The organism is Kitasatospora sp. NPDC058162, from assembly GCF_042884005.1.
GTDB lineage: Bacteria > Actinomycetota > Actinomycetes > Streptomycetales > Streptomycetaceae > Kitasatospora.
Genome location: NZ_JBHVUS010000001.1, coordinates 530109 through 549136, shown reverse-complemented (window position 1 = coordinate 549136; position 19028 = coordinate 530109). Strand labels below are relative to the sequence as shown.

The 19028-nt window shown below is 76.1% G+C and carries 3 protein-coding genes; all 3 read left to right on the top strand.

Annotation, left to right across the window (positions count from 1 at the left end; translation table 11 throughout):
* Positions 1 to 35 precede the first annotated feature (35 nt).
* The 3 genes from ACFVXG_RS02225 to ACFVXG_RS02215 are packed head-to-tail and all read left to right on the top strand — an operon-like array spanning position 36 to position 18996.
* On the top strand, positions 36 to 1238 hold the full coding sequence (locus ACFVXG_RS02225; protein WP_387923418.1) for an SRPBCC family protein: 1203 nt from the start codon (positions 36 to 38) through the stop codon (positions 1236 to 1238).
* Entirely contained in the window at positions 1235 to 10261 is a 9027-nt protein-coding gene (locus ACFVXG_RS02220) for an amino acid adenylation domain-containing protein (protein WP_387923417.1), read from the top strand. The genes ACFVXG_RS02225 and ACFVXG_RS02220 overlap by 4 nt, the downstream gene beginning before the upstream one ends.
* The gene (locus ACFVXG_RS02215; protein WP_387923416.1) at positions 10258 to 18996 is read left to right on the top strand and encodes an SDR family NAD(P)-dependent oxidoreductase; all 8739 of its coding nucleotides are present in this window, start codon (positions 10258 to 10260) and stop codon (positions 18994 to 18996) included. Before ACFVXG_RS02220 ends, ACFVXG_RS02215 begins: the two co-directional genes overlap by 4 nt.
* The last annotated feature ends 32 nt before the right edge of the window (positions 18997 to 19028 follow it).

Sequence of the window (19028 nt, the reverse complement as noted above, 5' to 3'; positions counted from 1 at the left end):
GCCGTCGTCTTCCAGCCCGCCGAGGGAGCCAGCAGATGAAGCACGCCGCCAGCATGTTCGAGCTCATCAGCGAACAGCCCGAGCAGAGACCCTACTTCGAGACCGGCGGGACCGGCCGGTCGCACGAGTTCTACACCGGCGAGGAGCAGCACCGGCGGGAGATGGAGCGGATCTACGGCCGCCGCTGGCTGCCGGTGGACCACGTCTCCCGGCTCAAGGAGAAGGGCGCGTTCAGCACCCTGAACATCGGCACCGGATCCGTCCTGCTGCTGCACGGCGACGACGGCATCCGGGCGTACCACAACTACTGCCGCCACCGCGGCTACAAGCTCGTCGAGGAGGCCGCCGGCAAGCGGCAGAGCCTCGTCTGCCTCTACCACTGCTGGGTGTACGACCGCAACGGCGCGCTCAAGAGCCTCAACGGCACCTACCTCGAGCACTTCTTCGCCAAGGAGGAGAACGGGCTGCTGCCGATCCGCACCGAGATCCGGCACGGCGTGGTCTTCATCGCCTTCTCCGACGACGCCCCGGACCTGGACGAATCCCTGGGCGAGTTCGGCGAGTTCGCCCGTGTCTACCACCTGGCCGAGCTGGAGTGCATGGAGGCCAAGGACTACCCGGTCGCCTCCAACTGGAAGCTCGTCGCGCACAACGTCAACGAGAGCCTGCACTTCCCGACCGCCCACAAGGACCTGCACCGCATCACCGACTTCGACGACGCGGGCACCTACGACCTCCGGGGCGACATCGTCGGCGCCTGGCAGTCGATCCGCGGCGGCTTCAACTCCGTCTCCATGACCGGCCGCAGCCGGCGCGCACCGATGCCGCTGGTGCCCGAGGCGGACCGGCAGCGGATCAACTGGATCACCATCCTGCCCAATCTGCTGTTCGGCTTCACCGCCGACTACGTGATGATGCAGTGGGTCTGGCCGGAGAGCCCCGGCACCTGCCTCGTCCGGCACTTCTGGCTCTTCCACCCCTCGGAGACCGCCAAGGAGGACTTCTCGCACGAGGCCGTCTTCGCTCTGTGGGACAAGGCCAACTACGAGGACTGGACGATGTGCGAGCGCACCCACCGGGGCCTGGCGAACCCGCGCTGGGCGCCCGGGCGGCTCTCCCTCGACGAGGAGGTGGTGTCCCAGATCGACGCCTGGATCGCGACACAGACAGCTGAGATGAACCCGACAAGCCATTCCGTCAGCTCCGATGACTCCCCGGTCGGCGAGGCGCGGGCATGACGAACTGCTACCTCATCGGCGGCACCCGGCTCCTGACCCAGTGCGCCGCCCGACTCCTCGACGCGGGCGTGCGCATCGAGGGCATCCTCAGCGACGACCCCGCCGCGGCCGCCTGGGCCGCCGAGCACCGGGTCCCGCTGCACGACCCGCGCGCCGACCTCACGGCGCTGCTCTCCGGGCAGCCCTTCGACTACCTCCTCAGCACGGTCAACTTCCGGATCCTGCCCGCCGAGGTGCTCGCGCTGCCCAGGATCGCCGCGATCAACTTCCACGACGGCCCGCTGCCCCGCTACGCCGGCAGCCACGCCCCGGCCTGGGCGCTGTACGAGGGCGCCACCCGCCACGCCGCCACCTGGCACCTCATGACGCAGGCCGTCGACGCCGGAAGCGTGCTGCTGGAGCGCTGGTTCCCGGTCCGCGAGCACTCCACCGCCCTGTCGCTGACCTACGAGACGGCCGAGACCGGCATCGAGCTGTTCGGCGACCTCGTCCCGCACCTCGCGGCCGGCACCCTGCCCGAGCCCGTCGACACCGGCGGCCGCGAACGCCGCTTCTACCGCCGCTCCGCCCGGATGGCTGCCGGCGGCGCCATCCACGCCGGCACCACGGCCGCCGAGGCCGTCCGCACCGGCAAGGCCCTCGACTACGGCTCCTTCCCCAACCCGCTCGCGCTGCCCGCGTACGTCACCGAGCAGGGCGCCGTGTTCACCCGGCAGATCCGCTCGATCCCCCGCAGCGAGCCCCGGACCGGCACGACCGCGCTCGCGGTGACCACCTCCGCGCTCACCCTGGCCGCACCCGACGCCGACCTCGTGCTCAGCGACTTCACCGCCGTCGACGGCAGCGCCCTCAGCGGGCAGGCCGCCGCCCAGTGCCTCGGCATCGTCGAGGGCGCCCCGGTGCCGCCCGCCCCGCCGGAGCTGCTCGCCGCCCTCGCCGACGCGCAGCAGCGGCTGCGCCCCCACGAGCCCTGGTGGCGCGCCCGGCTGCGGGACCTGCGCCCGGCCCGGCTGCCCGCCGGGGACTTCACCGCCGCCACGGCCCACTACGGCCGCTACGAACTGGCGTACACCCCCGCCTCGCCCGAGGACACAGTCGAGGTCGTCCGCGCCTTCCTGCGCGCCGTCGCCGAGCGCACGGACGACCCGGAAGCCCGGGCGGGCTTCGACTTCGCCTGGTCGCCGTCCGCCGCGCGGATCCTCGCCGAGCGCACCCACGGACTCGTCGCCGCCCGCCTCCCCGTCCGCTTCGAGCCCGATGACACCGGCGCGGCGCTGCGGCGCCGACTCGACCGGGCCGCCGCGAAGGGCGGCTACGCCGCCGACCTGGAGGCCCGGCTCGGCCTGGCCGGGCGCCCGCTGGGCGAACAGGATCCGACCTTCACCCGGGTGATGGTCCTGGAGCGGAGCGCGGGCGAGGAGGCCTCCGCCGAACCGCACACCGAGGTCGCGCTGCTGTGCGTGCAGGACGGCCCGCCCACGGTGTTCGTCCGGGAGACGGCCATGGACCGGGAGGAGGCGCTGGCGTTCACCGAACGGGTCGAGGACCTGGCGCTGGCCGCGCTGCTCCACGGCGAGGGCCCCGAGGGAACCGGGGAAGTACAGGCAGCTGCGGGCGAGGGCCCGACCGTTCTCGACCTGGTGGCCGCCGCCGTCGCCGAGCGGCCCCGCGCCGTCGCCGTGCGCTGCGGCGACCGCACCCTCGACTACGCCGGCCTCGACGCCTGGGCGGACGCGATCGCCGCCCGCCTGCACGACCACGGCATCGAACCCGGTTCGGTGGTCGGCATCCTGACCGAACGCGGCCCGCACCTGCTGCCCGCGCTGCTCGGCGTCCTGCGCGCCGGTGCCGCCTTCCTGCCACTGGACCCCGGCTACCCCGCCGACCGGCTGCGCCGCTACGCCGAGGTCGCCGGTTGCGACCTGGTCCTCACCGACGACCGCACCCACGCCCTCGGACAGTCGCTCGGCGCCGCGCTGCGGGTGCCGGAGCCGGACGGCGCCGCGCTGGCCGTGCCCGCCCCGGTCGGCGGCCGCGACCTCGCCTACGTACTGTTCACCAGCGGCTCCACCGGCGAGCCCAAGGGGGTGGAGGTCGAGCACGGCGCCCTCGCGAACTTCCTCACCGGCATCGGCGCCCGGCTTGCCGTCCCGGCCGACGCCCGGGTGCTCGCGCACACCACGGTGGCCTTCGACATCTCCCTGCTGGAGCTGCTCCTGCCGCTGACGCTCGGCGCCACCGTCGTCCTCGCCTCCCGCGACACCGCGCGCGACCCGCACCGACTGGCCGAGCTGACCGGCGAGGTGACCGTCGCCCAGGCGACCCCGAGCCTGTGGCGCCTGCTGCTGGAGACCGGCTGGACCCCGCCCGCCTCGCTCACCGTCCTGTCCGGCGGCGAGGCGCTGCCCGCGAGCGTCGCCGAGCCGCTGCACGCCTCCGCCCGAGAACTGTGGAACCTCTACGGCCCGACCGAGGCCACCATCTGGGCCTCCTGCCACCGGGTCACCTCCGCCGACGCGCTGCTGCCGCTCGGCGAACCGCTGCCGAACCTCCGACTGCACGTCCTGGACGGGCAGTTGGAGCCGTGCGCGGCCGGTGAGACCGGCGCCCTGTACATCTCCGGCGCCGGCCTCGCCCGCGGCTACGCCCACCGCCCGGACCTCACGGCGGACGCCTTCGTCGTCCACCCGGCCGGCGGCGTCCGGCTGTACCGCACCGGGGACGAGGTACGGCTGCACCCGGGCGGCGCGATCGAGTGGCTCGGCCGGGCCGACGCCCAGGTGAAGGTGCGGGGCAACCGCATCGAACCGGCCGAGATCGAGCGGGTGCTGGAGCGCTTCGACGGCATCACCGCGGCGGTGGTCGTCGCGGCCCGCTTCGAGGGGCGCGGCGAACCGCGCCTGACGGCCTACCTGGTCGGCGGGCGGACGGCGACCAAGTCCCGCCTGGACGCCTTCGTGCGCGCCGCGCTGCCGGAGTACATGGTGCCCGACGCCTACGTGCGCATCGACGCGCTGCCGCTCACCGACAACGGCAAGGTCGCGCGCGCCCGGCTGCCCGAGCCGAAGCGGGACAACATCGTCCGCGCCGCCGACGGGGTGGAGCCGACCCGCCCGGCGGCCCCGGACCGCACCGCCGAGATCGCCCGGGTCTTCGCCGCCGTACTCGGGCACACCGAGTTCACGGCGGACGGCAACTTCTTCGACCTCGGCGGGGACTCGGCCAGCGTCACGGTGGCCGCGGCGCGGCTGAGCGGGGCGCTGGGTGTACGGATCAGCGCGGCGGACGTCTTCGCGACCGGCACGCCGGCGAAGCTGGCCCGGCTGCTGGGGGCGGGGGAGGGGGCAGTGGCCGTACCCGCGGTTGTCCCTGTCCCTGAGCCTGTTCCCGTTCTCGAGGCCGCGGCTGAGCCTGTACGGCCGCAGCCCGCCGTTCGTCCGGCCGACGGCGCGCTGGCCGTGGTCGGGATGGCCTGCCGGTTCCCCGGCGCCGCCACCCCGGACGAGTTCTGGCGCAACCTGGTCGACGGCGTCTCGGGCGTCGGCCCGGCACCGGCCGGGCGGCGCGGCTGGGCCGAGCTGTGGACGGAGGCCGACGACACGCCGGCGGGCTGGCTCGACGGCGTCGAGTACTTCGACCCCGCGCGCTTCGGCCTCACCGACCGCGAGGCCCGGCGGATGGACCCGCTCCAGCGCCTGCTGCTCAGCGTCACGGCCGAGGCGCTGGAGAGCTGCGGCCACGACCACGCCTCGCTCGGCGCCTCCACCGGGGTCTTCGTCGGCACGATCGCCAGCGACTTCCCCGAACTGGTCGCGCGCAGCACCGGCCACGCCGATCCGCACGCGGCCACCGGCACCGCCATGTCGATGATCGCCAACCGGCTCTCGCACGTCTTCGACTGGTCGGGGCCGAGCGTCGTGGTGGACACCGCCTGCTCCTCCTCGCTGGTCGCCCTGCACCAGGCCGCCATGCACCTGCGCGCGGGGGACGTGGACGCCGCCGTCGTCGGCGCGGCAAACCTGGTGCTCACCCCCGACAAGTCCCGCTCCTACGCGCGCACCGGCATGCTGTCCCCGCAGGGCCGGTGCCGCACCTTCGACGAGGCGGCGGACGGCTACGTGCGGGGCGAGGGCTGCGGCGTCGTCGTCCTCAAGCGGCTCGCCGACGCCGAACGCGACGGGGACCCGGTGCTCGCGGTGATCCGCGGCACCGCCGTCAACCACACCGGCGGCAGCGCCGGGTTCCTCACCGCGCCCAGCAAGCCCGCGCAGGAGGCGGTGCTGCGCAAGGCCCTCGCCGCGGCCGGCCTCACCGCCGACGGCATCGGCTACATCGAGGCGCACGGCACCGGCACCCCGCTGGGCGACCTGATCGAGCTGGAGGCCCTGCACGCCGTCCTCGGCGAGGGCCGGGAGGCGGCGCGACCGCTCCCGGTGGGGTCGGTGAAGACCAACCTCGGCCACCTGGAGCCCGCCGCGGGCATCGCGGGCCTCATCAAGACCGTGCTCGCCCTCCAGGCCGCGACGATCCCGCCCTCGCTCAACTACCGCACCCCGAACCGGGCGTTCGACTTCGCGGGCTCCCCGCTGGCCGTCGCCGACCGGGCGCTGCCGTGGGACGGGCCGAAGGCGGCGGGCGTCAGCAGCTTCGGCTTCGGCGGCGTGAACGCCCACGTCGTGGTGGAGGCCGCGCCGGTCGCCGCCCCGGCGCGGGACGGCGGGCCCCGGCTGGTCGTGCTGTCGGCGGGCTCGGAGACGGCGCTGCGCACGCTCGCCGAGCGGACCGTCCTGATGCTGGAGTCCCCGCACTGCCCGCCGCTGGCCGCGCTGAGCGAGGCCGCCCTGCGCCGCCCGGCGCAGGCGCACCGGCTCGCCTGCGTGGTGGACGGCATCGAGCAGCTCGACGACAAGCTCCGGCTGTTCCTGGCCGGCGCGGGAACCTCGCGCTCGCTGCACACCGGCGTGGTCTCCGGCACGGCCAGAGCCGGTCGGGAGCCGCTCGCCCCCGGCGCGTCAAGAGTTCAACTCGACGACGCAGCACGGCAGTTCGTCGCCGGGGCGGACCTGGCCGGCGGCCCCGGCCGGGCCGGGGTGCGCTTCCCGACCGCGCCGCACGAGGAGCGCCACCTGTGGCCGGTGCCGGCGCCCGTGGCCGCGCCCACCCCCGCACCGGAGCCCGTCGGCCCGTCCGTCCGCACCTGGGACGGCCAGCCCGAGGCCGCCGAACACCTCGTGCTCGGGCGGCCGACCCTGCCCGGCGCCGCCTACCCCGGGCGGGTCGCCGAGTTGCTCGGCCGGGACCGCTTCACCCTGCGCGACCTGACCTTCCGGATGCCCGTCGAAGGCGCCGACACCCTCACGGCCGAGCAGGACGGGCTCGCCGTCCGGTTCCGCACCGGGGCCGGGGCGCTGGTCTGCGACGGCGAGGTGACCGCCGCCGAGGCGCCGTCACCCGCTGCCCCGCCCACCGCCCACGGACTCGCACCCGTGGACCTCGACGCGATGTACCGGGCCCACGAACGGGCCGGGCTGCACTACGGCCCCGGCTTCCGCACCGTCACCGCCCTGTCCACCGCCTCCGGGCAGGCCGTCGGCACGCTCCGCGCCGACGACCGGCCGTACGGCCCGCTGGACGCGAGGCTGCTCGACGGCGCCTTCCAGGTCGCGCTCGCCGCCTGCGGCGCGCAGGGCCTGTACGTGCCCTTCGCCGTCGATCGGCTCACCGTCCACGGCCCGCTGCCCGCCACCGCCCGGGTGCACGCCCGGCGCGACCGGGAGTCCGGCCCCGACGCCGGTCTGCTCACCGCGAGCCTGGTGGTCCTCGACGGTGACCGGCCCGTGCTGGAGGCCCGCGGGATCACCTGGAAGCGGATCTCGCCGACCCCGCCGGAGCGGGCGCCCGGGCCCGACCCGCGGCGCGAGGCCGCCCACGGCGCACCCGCGACCGCGGCCACCGGCGGCACCCGGCCCACGGCGCCGCCGCCGTCGCGCCGGGCCGGCGGTGCGCTCAGGGCCACGCTGGGGGAGTGGGTGGCGTCCGCCCTGGAGTTGGACGCCGACACCCTGGACGGTGACCGGCCGCTCCAGGAGCTGGGGCTCGACTCGGTGCTGGCGGTCTCGCTGGCGCAGGACATCCGCGCGCGGCTGGACGTCGACATCCCGGTCACGCTGCTGCTGGAGGTCGGCACGGTCGACCGGCTGGCCGCCGCGCTGCTGGAGGAGTACGGCGTCACGGACGGCCCGGCGCCCGAGCCGGTTGCCGTCCAGCCGGAGGCCGTCACAGAGGCCCCCGTCGCGGTGCGGGACGACCGTCAGGACGAGCAGCGCCACGACATCGCCGTCATCGGCGTCGACGGCGTCTTCCCGGGCGCCGGGGACACCGGCGAGCTGTGGCGGGTCCTGACCGACGGCCAGGACTGCCTGCGCGAAGTGCCCGCCTCCCGCTGGGACATCGACGCCTACTACGGCACCGAGGGCGCGCCCGGCACCGTGTACCTGCGGCGGGCCGGCTTCGTCGACGGGCTGACCGACTTCGACGCCGGGTTCTTCCGGCTCTCGCCCGCCGAGGCGCAGTGGATCGACCCGCAGCAGCGCCACCTGATCCAGTCGGCCTGGCGCGCCCTGGAGGACGCCGGAGCGGCCGGCCGGGAGCAGACCTCCACGGGCGTGTTCGTGGGGGCCAGCTACCAGCACTACCGGGACATGGTCGTCGGCGAGGTCGTCGAGACGGCCGCCGGGCTGGGCAACCACAACGCCATCCTGGCCAACCGCTTGAGCCACTTCCTCGACCTGCGCGGCCCGAGCATGACGATCGACACCTTGTGCTCCTCCTCGCTGGTCGCCCTGCACACCGCCGTGCGCTCGCTGCGCGAGGGCGAGTGCGAGCAGGCGATCGTCGCCGGGGTGCACCTGGGGATGTCGCCCCAGTACTTCCAACTCGGCTCCCGCCTGCGGTCGTTCTCGCCCTCGGACGCGATCCGGCCGTTCGACGCGGCCGCCGACGGCTTCGTGCCGGGCGAGGGCGTGGTGTCGGTGGTGCTGAAGCCGCTGACGGCGGCGCTGCGCGACGGCGACCGGATCCGGGGCGTCATCCGCGGCACCGCCGTCAACCACGGCGGCCGCACCAGCGGCCTGACCGTCCCGAGCAGCGGGGCGCAGGAGGAGGTGGTGCTGGCGGCGCTGCGGGACGCCGGGGTGTCCCCGGACACGATCGACCTGATGGAGGCCCACGGTACCGGAACCGGACTCGGCGACCCGATCGAGGTCGAGGGCCTGACCCGGGCCTGGCGCCGGTACACCGACCGGTCGCAGTTCTGCGCGCTCGGCTCGGTGAAGTCCAACATCGGCCACCTGGAGCCCGCCGCCGGACTGGCCGGGCTGGTGAAGGTCCTGCTCGCGATGGAGCACGGCACGATCCCGCCCTCGCTGCACCTCCGGCGCCCCAACGACCACGTCCGCTTCGAGGGTTCACCGTTCTACGTCGCCGACCGCGCCCTCGACTGGCCGCGCGACGGCCGGCGGCTGCGCCGGGCGGCGGTGAGCGCCTTCGGGATGGGCGGGGTCAACGCCCACGTCATCGTCGAGGAGCCGCCCGCCCTCCCGGCCCGCCCGCCACTGGCGCCCGGCAGCCAGGTACTTCGGGTGACGGCAGCCGACGAGAACGCCGTACGCGCCCTGGCCGCCGCCTACGCAGACCGCCTGACCCGCGCCACGGCCGAGGAACTCGGCGACATCGCCTACACCGCCAACACCGGCCGCGCCGCTCACCGTTGGCGCGTCGCCGTGCACGGCGCCACCGCCCGTGAACTGGCCGAGCGCCTCACCGCGGTCGCCGACGGCCGTACCCCCGCTGTCCGGCAGAGCGGCCGGCCCAGCACCGCCTTCCTGTTCACCGGCCAGGGCTCGCAGTACCCCGGCATGGCGAGCGGCCTGCTCGCCACCGAACCCGCCTTCCGCGAGGCGCTGCACGAGTGCGCCGAACTGCTGCGCCCGCACCTCGACGTCCCGCTGCTCGAGCTGCTCCACGGCGACGCCCGGCGCCTGCTGGACGAGACCCGCTACGCGCAGCCCGCCATCGTCAGCGTCGAGGTCGCCCTGGTCCGGCTGCTCGCCGGGATCGGCGTGCACCCCGACGCCGTCGCGGGGCACAGCCTCGGCGAACTCACCGCGGGCTGGGCCGCCGGGGTGCTCGACCTGCCCGACCTGCTGCGGCTGACCGCGCTGCGCGGCGCGCTCATGCAGGAGTGCGGCGGCGGGGGAGGGGCGATGGCCGTCGTCCACGCCGAGGCCGTCGAGCTGGCCGAGGAGCTGCGGGCGCACCCCCGGGTCGAGATCGCGGCCTACAACGCGCCGCGCGTGCACACGGTCAGCGGACCGGCCGAGGCCGTCGCGCGGTTCTGCGGGCAGACCCCGCACCGCACCCAGCGGCTCGCCGTCGGCCACGCCTTCCACTCCGCCGCGATGCAGCCGGCCGTCCGGCCGTTCGCCGAGGCCGTGGCCGCGACGCCGCTCAAGGCACCGGCCGTCCCCTTCGCCGCCACCCTCACCGGCGGGTGGCACACCGCCGAGACCGCCACCGACCCCGAGCAGTGGGCGGCGGCGATCCGCGAACCCGTGCGCTTCGCCCGGGCGCTCGCGGTGCTCGGCGAGGCCGCACCGGACGCGGTCTGGGAGCTCGGCCCGCACCCGCAGCTGCTGCCGGCGGCCCGTACCGTCCTCGCCGAACCGCACCCGGCCTGGATCGCCACCCTGCACCGCGACCGCGACGACCAGGCGCAGCTGCACGCCGCCCTGACCGCCCACCACAACCGCACCGGTGCCGACCTGGACTGGAGCGCCCTGCACGCCGGCCGGGATCGGCGCACCACCACCATCCCCGGCTACCCCTTCCACCGGCAGGAGCTGACCGCGCCCCCCGCCCGCCGCCTCGCGGCGAGCGCCGTCGGCCAACCGCCGTTCGACCGCCCGCTGTTCGACCACCCGCTGTTCGACCGCCGTGACGAGAACGGGAGCGAGGGCCAGTGACGACGCATCCAGCCGACACGCGCCAGCCGCAGGACACCCCCGGGACGCGCGCGACCTACGAGAAGACCTTCGCCGGACGCGAACCCCTCATCGCCCAGCACCGCGCCGACGGCCTCGGCCTGCTGCCGGCCGCCGTGCAGCTGGAGATGGCCCTCGCGGGCATCGCCGGACTGCGGCCGTTCGCCCCGACGGAGCTCACCGACGTGGCCTTCCTGCGCCCGCTCAGCCTCGCCGAGGACGCGGCCGCGGCCGTGCGGCTCGAGGTGGCGCACACCGGGGCCGACGGCGCCCGCTCGCGCTTCGAGCTGAGCACCGTCCTGGCGGGCGAGCGCAAGACCCTGTCCACCGGCACCGGGCGCCCGCTCGGCGCCGGCCGCCCCGGCCCGACGGCCTGGCAGGTCAGCGCGCCCCGGACGATCGACCCGGCCGAGCTGTACGAGGGCTGGGCGCGGGAGGGGCTCGCCTACGGGCCCGACTTCCGCACCGTCCGGGAGCTGGCCGTCGGGGACGGCACGGCCCGGGCCGTGCTGGCCACCACCGACGCCGAGCCGCTGCCCTGGCACGCCCACCCGCTGCTGGTGGACGGCGTGTTCCAGACTGCGGCCTGCGCGCTCCAGGACCTCGCCGACGGCCCGCGGCCCCTGCTGCCGATCGGCGTCGCCCGGATCGCCGTCCACACCGAGCTGTCCGGACGGACCGGCGGCGCGACCGTGCTGGTGCGCCGGACGGGCGAGGAGGGCGCCTACGCGACGGCGGACGCCCTGCTGGTGGGCCCCAGCGGGGAGGTCGCCGTCGAGTTCACCGGCCTGCGGATGCGCCGCCCGACCGGGCCCGCGGCGGCGGGCCCCGCCCACCCGCTGTCCCGGATCCGCTGGCGCGAGGCGCCCGGCCCGGGGCGCGAACCGGCGGCCGGCACCTGGGTACTGCTGCGCCACGCCGGGGCCGACGGCCCTGCGGAGCGCACCGCCCGTCGGCTGCGGGCGGAGGGCGCCCGCGTGGTGGAGGCCGTCCTCGGTGCGGAGCCCGTTGACGCCGTCCCCGACCGTGTTGTGTTGCCCGCCGCCGACGAGGAGTCCTTCCGCCGGCTGTGGGAGTCGGTGGGCGAGCCGCCGGCCGGGGTGGTGCACATGGCGGCCACCGGGCCCGCGCGCGAGCGGCGGGTCGAACTCGAGCAGGGCCTGCACGGCTGCCTGGCCGCGCTGAAGACCCTCGGCGAACTCCGCTGGAAGACCCGCTTCTTCGCGGTGACCGCCGCCGCCCAGCCGGTCGCCGACGACGACACCCCGGTGCCCGCCCGGGCCGCGCTGTGGGGTCTGGTGCGTACCGCCGCGATCGAGTACCCGGGGCTGCGCCCGCGCCTGATCGACCTCGACGAGGCCTCGGGCGAAGCGGTGGCCGGTGAGCTCGGCGACGGCCCCATGGAGGTCGCCTACCGGCGGGGCGTGCGCCACGAACCGGTGCGGGTGCGCACCCGCCCGGCCCGTCCGGGCGGGCGGCCGGTCCGGCCCGGCGGCCGCTACCTCGTCCTCGGCGGACACGGCGGCCTGGGCCGGGAGTTGGCCGCGCGTTTCGCGCGGGAGGGTGCGGGCCTGGTCGCCCTGGTCAGCCGCTCCGGCGGCGCCGGCAGCCCTAGCCCCGACCTCCCGGGCTGCACCGTCGTCTCGTACCCCGCCGACATCACCGCGCCGGGCGAACTCGCCGCCGTGGTGGGCCGGATCCGCGCGGAGCACGGCGAGCTGCACGGCGTCGTGCACGCCGCCGGGACGCTCAAGGACGGGCTGATCCGCTCCGCCACGCCCGCCGACCTCGCCGAGGTGCTGCGGCCCAAGGTGGACGGCGTCCACGAACTCGCCGCCGCCGTCGCCGGTACGGAGCTGGACTTCGCCGTGCTCTTCGCCTCGGTCTCCGGGACCTTCGGCAACCTCGGGCAGGCCGGGTACGCCGCCGCCAACGCCTACCTGGACGCCTTCGCCCACGCCCACGGCCGGCCCTGGCTGAGCGTCGACTGGGGCCTGTGGGGCGAGGTCGGCATGGGCACCGCCGTCGCCGACCAGCTGCGACGGCGCGGCGTGCGGCCGCTGGGCACGACCGAAGCCCTGGACGCCCTGATGGCGGTGCTGGGCGAGGACGTCCGGCAGGTCGTCATCGCGCACCCGGACGCTTCGGTGGTCCTGCCCGAGGACGATGCCCCGGGTGCCGAGCCGCTCGACGCGGTGCACGCGGGCGGCGCGGTGCACGCCGGTGGAGCGGGCCCCGAACGGGTCGAGCAGGCGCTGGAGGGCTTCCTGACGGAACGGCTCGGCCTGGACCGGCTCGACCGTGACGCGCCGCTGTCGGACTACGGGATGAGTTCCATCACGAGCGTCGAGCTGTCGGAGGAGCTGTCCCGCCGGTGGGGGATCCAGCTGCCCGCCACCCTGTTCCTGGAGTACGGCGGCTTCGCCGAGCTGGCGCAGGCGCTGAGCGAGCGGTACGGGGCGGCCGAGGCGTTGCCGGTACCGTCAACCAATCTGCCGGGTACGGCTGTTGAGCGGGAGGAGGCGCCCACTGCCCGCTCCGCTGCCCGCCCCGTCGCCCGCGCCGGGGACGTCGCCGTGGTCGCCGTCTCCGGCGACCTGCCCGGCGCCGCCGACCCGGACGGACTGTGGGCCCTGCTGCGGGCCGGCGGGCACGCCTTCACCGAGGTCCCGGCCGACCGCTGGGACATCGACGCCCACTTCGGCCCGCGCGGCCCGCAGCTGACCGGCACGTACTGCCGCAGCGGAGCCTTCCTCGCCGACATCGACCGCTTCGACCCGGCGTTCTTCGGCATCTCCGTCCGCGAGGCCGGGGACCTGGACGTCCAGCAGAAGCTGCTGCTGGAGCACGCCTGGGCGGTGCGCGACGAGAGCGGCCTCGCCGACCGCCGCGACATCGGCGTGTTCGTCGGCGCCACCTACACCCACCACCGCGACGCCCAGGGCCTGGAGAGCGTCGGCCCGTACAGCGCGCTCGGCTCGATGAACGCCCTGCTGGCCAACCGGATCTCCTACGCCCTGGACCTGCGGGGCCCGTCCCAGACCGTCGACACGCTCTGCTCCTCCGCCCTGGTCGCTGTCCAGCAGGCGGTCGCCGCCCTGCGTGCGGGCCACTGCGGCGCCGCGATCGTGGCGGCCTGCCACGTCGGGCTGACCCCGTGGTACTACCGCAGCCTCAGCCAGCTGGGTGCGTTGTCCGAAGGCCTGCCGCGCCCGTTCGACGCCCGGGCCGACGGCTTCGTCCCGGGCGAGGGCGCGGTGGCCGTCATGCTCAAGCCGCTGGCCGACGCGGAGCGGGACGGCGACCGCGTCCTGGGCGTCATCCGCGGTGCGGCCGTCAACCACGGCGGCCGCGGCAGCGCCCTGCCGGTGCCGCGCAGCGAGGCCCAGACGGCCGTGATCCGCGCGGCCCTGGACGACGCCGGACTGGCTCCGGCCGACATCACCCTGATCGAGGCGCACGGCACCGCCACCCAGCTGGGCGATCCGATCGAGACCGCCGCGCTGGCCGCCGTGTTCGGCGCCGACCCGGCCCGCCGCGCCCCCTGCCACCTCGGCTCCGTCAAGGCCAACATCGGCCACCTGGAGCCGGCCGCCGGCCTGGCCGGCCTGCTGAAGGTGCTGCTCTGCCTGCGGCACCGGGAGATCCCGCCGCTGGCCGGCTTCGACACTGCGAGTGCCCAACTCGACCTGGCCGACGGGACGTTCACCATCCCGACCGAGCCGGTGAGCTGGACCGTGGAGGGGCCGCGCCGGGCCGGGATCAGCGCCTTCGGCATGGGCGGCACCAACGCACACATCGTCGTGGAGGAGTACGCGCCGGAGCCCGCCGCGGCGGGCGGGGCGCCCGAGGCCCTCGGCGAGCACCTGCTCGTGCTGTCCGGGCACACCCCCGAAGCCCTGGCCCGGCGCGCGGCGGACGTGCTCCGGCTGCTGCGCCGGGACACCCCGCCCGACCTCGCGGCCCTCTGCCGCTCGGCCGCCGTGGGCCGCGACCACCGGCGCCACCGGATCGCCGTCCTCGGCTCCACCGCAGGGGAGTTGGCCGCCGGGTTGGCCCGCCACCTGCGCGACGGACAGGTTCAGGTGCTGCGCGGTGACATGCCGCCGGACGGCACCGGCACCGGCACGGTCGTCGAGGACGCCTTCTACGACCTGGTCGCACGGTTCACCTCCGTGGGCGCCGACCGCCTCAGGGCCCGGCTGCGCCTGCCCGAGCAGCGACTCGGCACCGCACTGGCCCGGCACCACGTCAGCGGCGGGACCGTCGACTGGCGGGCGGTCCACCAGGGCGTGCCCGCCCGGCGGATCGCCCTGCCGCCCTACCCCTTCCGGGCCCCCGCCGAGACCGCCCGCCGGCTGACCCGCGCCCACCGGGTCCTCGGCGAGCCCACCGTGCCCGGGGCGCTGCTGCTGGCCCTCGCCCTGCAACGGGCCGAACTCCTGCACCGGGCGGCCTTCCTCGGCCGAGGCACCGGGGAGGGCCCGCTCAGCAGCGACCTGGACGACCCGGCGCGCACCGGCGCCGCCACCTTCCGCCACGGCGGGCGCGCCATCGCCCGCATCGAGCTGCCCGGCCCGGACGCCACGCCCGCCCCCGCCCCCCGGGACGCGGACCTCGACGCCCTGCGCGCCCGCCTCGGCCGGACCCTCGAACCGGACGGCCTGTACGCCTGGTTCGCGGCGAAGGGCATGGATCTCTCCGCGCCGCTGCGCTCGCTCGGTGAGGTGCGCTACGGCCCGGACCGCGTGCTCGCCCGCGTCGACCTGCCGGACGGCGGGCCGCTGGAGCGCTCGGTGGTCGCACTGGACGCGGCCCTGCAGAGCATGGCCGTCCTCACCCTGGCCGATCCGTCCGCCGCCGCGGAGACGTACCTGCCGGAGTCCGTCCGGTGGGTCGAGCGGTGGGGGGATCCCGCCCGGACCGCCTATGTGCTGCTGGAGGCCGAGGAGACCGGGACGGAGCTGGTCCGCCGGGGGGACGTGACGCTGCTCGCCGCCGACGGCAGCGCCGTGGCCCGGCTCAGCGGCGTCGAGTACCGGACGGTGCGGGGGGCGGGTGCGGCCGGCGGGTCTGCTGAGCCGGTCCAGGTCGTCGAACCCGTACCGGGAAGGCGCGGCGCGGTCGTTGAGGCCGCCGTCTTGGGGATCGTCCGGGACGCCTTCCGCGACCCGGCGATCACTCCGACCACCCCGCTCTCCACGGTCGGGCTCGACTCCCTGCTGGCGACGGCCGTCGCGGCGGACCTGGAGGCGGCCTACGGGCTGCGGCTGAGCCCCGGCGAGGTGCTGGAGCACCCCGACTGCCGCTCCCTGGCGGCGTACGTGGCCGGGCAGGCCGCCGCGGCGGGCGTGGTCGCCGACGCTGCCGACCGTGCCGACGAACCGGCCGCCGAGCCGGGGCTCGAGTCGCGGGACGTCGCGGTCATCGGCTTCGCCCTCGCACTGCCCGGCGCCCGGGACGAGGCCGCGCTGTGGGCGCTGCTCGCCGAAGCGGGCACCGCCCTCGGTCCGGCGCCCGCCCACCGCTGGAACGGCTCCGCGACCGCGCGGGCGGGCGACATCGGCGGATTCCTCGACAACGTCGAGGAGTTCGACGCGCGGTTCTTCGACTTCTTCCCCAAGCAGGCCGAGGTCCTGGACCCGCAGGCCCGCTGGCTGCTGCGCACCACCTGGGAGGCGCTGGAGTCGGCCGGCCTGCCGCCGCGCGGCCTCGACCGCGACACCGGCGTGTTCGTGGGCGCCAGCTACCAGCACTACCGCGAGTACAACCTCGCGCCGGAGCTGGACGCCCACAGCGGCCTGGGCAACCACAACGCCTTCCTGGCCAACCGGTTGAGCCACTTCCTCGACCTGCGCGGCCCGAGCATGACGATCGACACCTTGTGCTCCTCCTCGCTGGTCGCCCTGCACACCGCCGTGCGCTCGCTGCGCGCGGGCGAGTGCGCCCAGGCGATCGTCGCCGGGGTGCGGGTCGGGCTGTCGCCGCTGCACTACACCGCGATGACCAGCCTGCGCGCGCTGTCGCCGACCGGCCGGGTGCGGGCGTTCGACGCGGACGCGGACGGGCTGGTGCCCGGCGAGGGTGTGGTGACCGTGGTGCTGAAGCCGCTGACGGCGGCGCTGCGCGACGGCGACCGGATCCGGGGCGTCATCCGTGGCACGGCCGTCAACCACGGCGGCCGCACCAGCGGCCTGACCGTGCCGAGCAGTTCCGGACAGGAGGACGTCGTGGCGGCGGCGCTGCGCGAGGCGGGGGTGTCGCCCGAGTCGATCGGCCTGGTCGAGGCCCACGGCACCGGCACCCGGCTCGGCGACCCGATCGAGGTCGACGGGCTCACCCGGGCCTGGCGCCGGCACACCGACCGCGCGCAGTTCTGCGCGCTCGGCTCCGTGAAGCCCAACATCGGGCACCTGGAGCCCGCCGCCGGACTGGCCGGGCTGGTCAAGGTCCTGCTCGCGATGGAGCGCGGCACGATCCCGCCCTCGCTGCCCGTCCGCCGTCCCAACGACCTGGTGCAGTTCGAGAGTTCACCGTTCTACGTCGCCGACCGCGCCTTCGGCTGGCCGCGCGGGGAGCAGGCCCGCCGGGCGGCGGTGAGCTCCTTCGGGATGGGCGGGGTCAACGCCCACGTCATCGTCGAGGAGTCGCCTGCTCTCCCGGCCCGCCCGCCGCTGCCGCCCAGCAGCCATGTGCTCCGGGTGACGGCCGCTGACACGGACACCGTGCGCACCCTGGCGGCCGCCTACGCCGAGCGCTTCGAGGCAGTCCGTGACGCGTGGGAGACCGCCGACCTGTGCCGCACGGCCAACACCGGCCGCTCGCCGCAGGAATGGCAGACGGCCGTCCGCGGCCGCGACGCCGTCGAACTCGCCACCGCCCTGCGCGCCGTGGCCGCCGGGCGGGTGCCCGTCGGTCGCGCCGAGCACGACGACACGGACTGGCCCGTGTACCCCGGGGCCCGCACCGCCGAGCTGCCGACCTACCCGTTCGCCCCGGACACCCACTGGCGGACCCGTCCGGGCGCCACCCGGCCCACCGGCGCCCGCGCCCTGCGCACCGCCTGGCACCCCGAGGGCTTGGCCGCCCCGGCGACGGCCCCCGGGACCGTCCGCCTGGTCGGCGCCGACCGGGCCCTCGGGGAGCAGATCGCGGCCGAACTCCGCACCCGGGGAGCCCACTTCGCCGCGCCCGGCCAGGCCGCCGACACCATCCTGGTGACCGACACCGCCTCCCAGGAAGGCGACGGGGACGACCTGGGCCCGTTCTGGAAGGAACTCGGCGACCTGATCAGGGAGTTGCCGCCGCACGGCCGCCTCCTGTACGCCGTCTGTCACGGCGCCGCCGTGCACCCGGCGGAGCGCGCAGCGCTGCGGCCCACGAGGGCCGCCAAGGCCGTGGCGGTGGCCGCCGCCTGCGCCGAGAGCCGCAGGTCCGGCGCGATCGTCCACCTGGACGCGGCCGATCCGGCCGAGGCCTGGGCCCGACAGCTCGGCACCGAGTACGCGGCCCTGCGGCCTGGGCCGGACGGAAGCGAGGACAGTACGGTTGCCGCCTACCGTGGTGGCGTCCGGTACGTGCCGCAGACCGTCGACGCGCCGGCCGGGCCGAACTGGCGACTCTCCGGGGACGGTTACCTCCTGGTCACCGGCGGGCTCGGCGCCGTCGGCCGGCGCCTGGTCGCCCGGCTGATCGAGCACGGCGCGCGCCGCGTCGGCATCGTCGGCCGCTCCCCGCTCGACCCCGAACTCTCTGCCCTGCTGGACGAGTTGGCGGGCCCGGCGGAGCTGGCGTACCTGCCGTGCGACACGGCCGACGCCTCGGCGCTCGCGGCCGTCGCCGACGAACTGGGCGCCCGCTGGGGCCGGTTGCGCGGCGTGGTGCACGGGGCCGGCGGCGTCAACCCGTTCGGTGCGATGCACCGTCGCCCCTGGGAGGACGCCGCCCGGGTCCTCGCCCCGAAAGTCGCTGGCTCGCTGAACGCCGTCCGGCTGGCCCAGCGGCACGGCGCCGACTTCGTCGTCCTGGTCTCCTCGATCGCCGGCGCCCAGGCCCCGGCCGGGCGCGGCCTGGTCGACTACGCCCTCGCCAACGCCTACCAACTCGCCCTGGCAGAAGGGGAGAACGGGGGCACGGGCACTGCCGTGACCGCCCACGCCTGGCCCGACTGGACGGGGGTCGGGATGGCTGCGGACGCCTCGTTCGCCGCCGCCCACGCCATCGACGCCGAGGAGGCGGAGACTGCGTTCCTCGACCACGTGCTGACCGGTGGCGCCGTGCTCTTCCCCGGGCGGGTTGCCGCCCCTGCCCCCGCCGCCCCCGAGCAGCCCGCGTCGCCCCGGATCCGTGCCGTCATCCCCGCACCGACTACTGACCGGGACCGGACGGCGGCCCGCGAAGCCGTCCGCGCGGCGTTCGTCCAGGTCCTCGGCGAGGACCCCGGCGAACGGGCCCTGCCCGGGCTCGGGCTCGACTCGCTGGCCATCGCCGAGCTGGCCACCGCCCTGGAGCGGCACACCGGTCGCACGGTCGACCCGTCCCTGCTGATGCGCACCCGCACGGCTGATGACCTCGCCACCGCGCTCGCCGTGACCGTCCCCGCCCAGCCGGGGCCCGACCGCCGGGCGCCCGCGCCGGAAGGTGACGGCCGAGCCACCGCGTTGCGGGCCCTGCTGCGCCCGCTGGTCGCCGCTGACCCGGGGCCGGTGGCGCCGTGACCACCTCCGCCGAACGACCCTCTGACGAAAGG

What these genes read in the sequence shown, in the direction of transcription:
- ACFVXG_RS02225 (WP_387923418.1), top strand. Translation starts at nt 36, where the DNA reads ATGAAGCACGCCGCCAGCATGTTCGAGCTCATCAGCGAACAGCCCGAG.
- ACFVXG_RS02220 (WP_387923417.1), top strand. Translation starts at nt 1,235, where the DNA reads ATGACGAACTGCTACCTCATCGGCGGCACCCGGCTCCTGACCCAGTGC.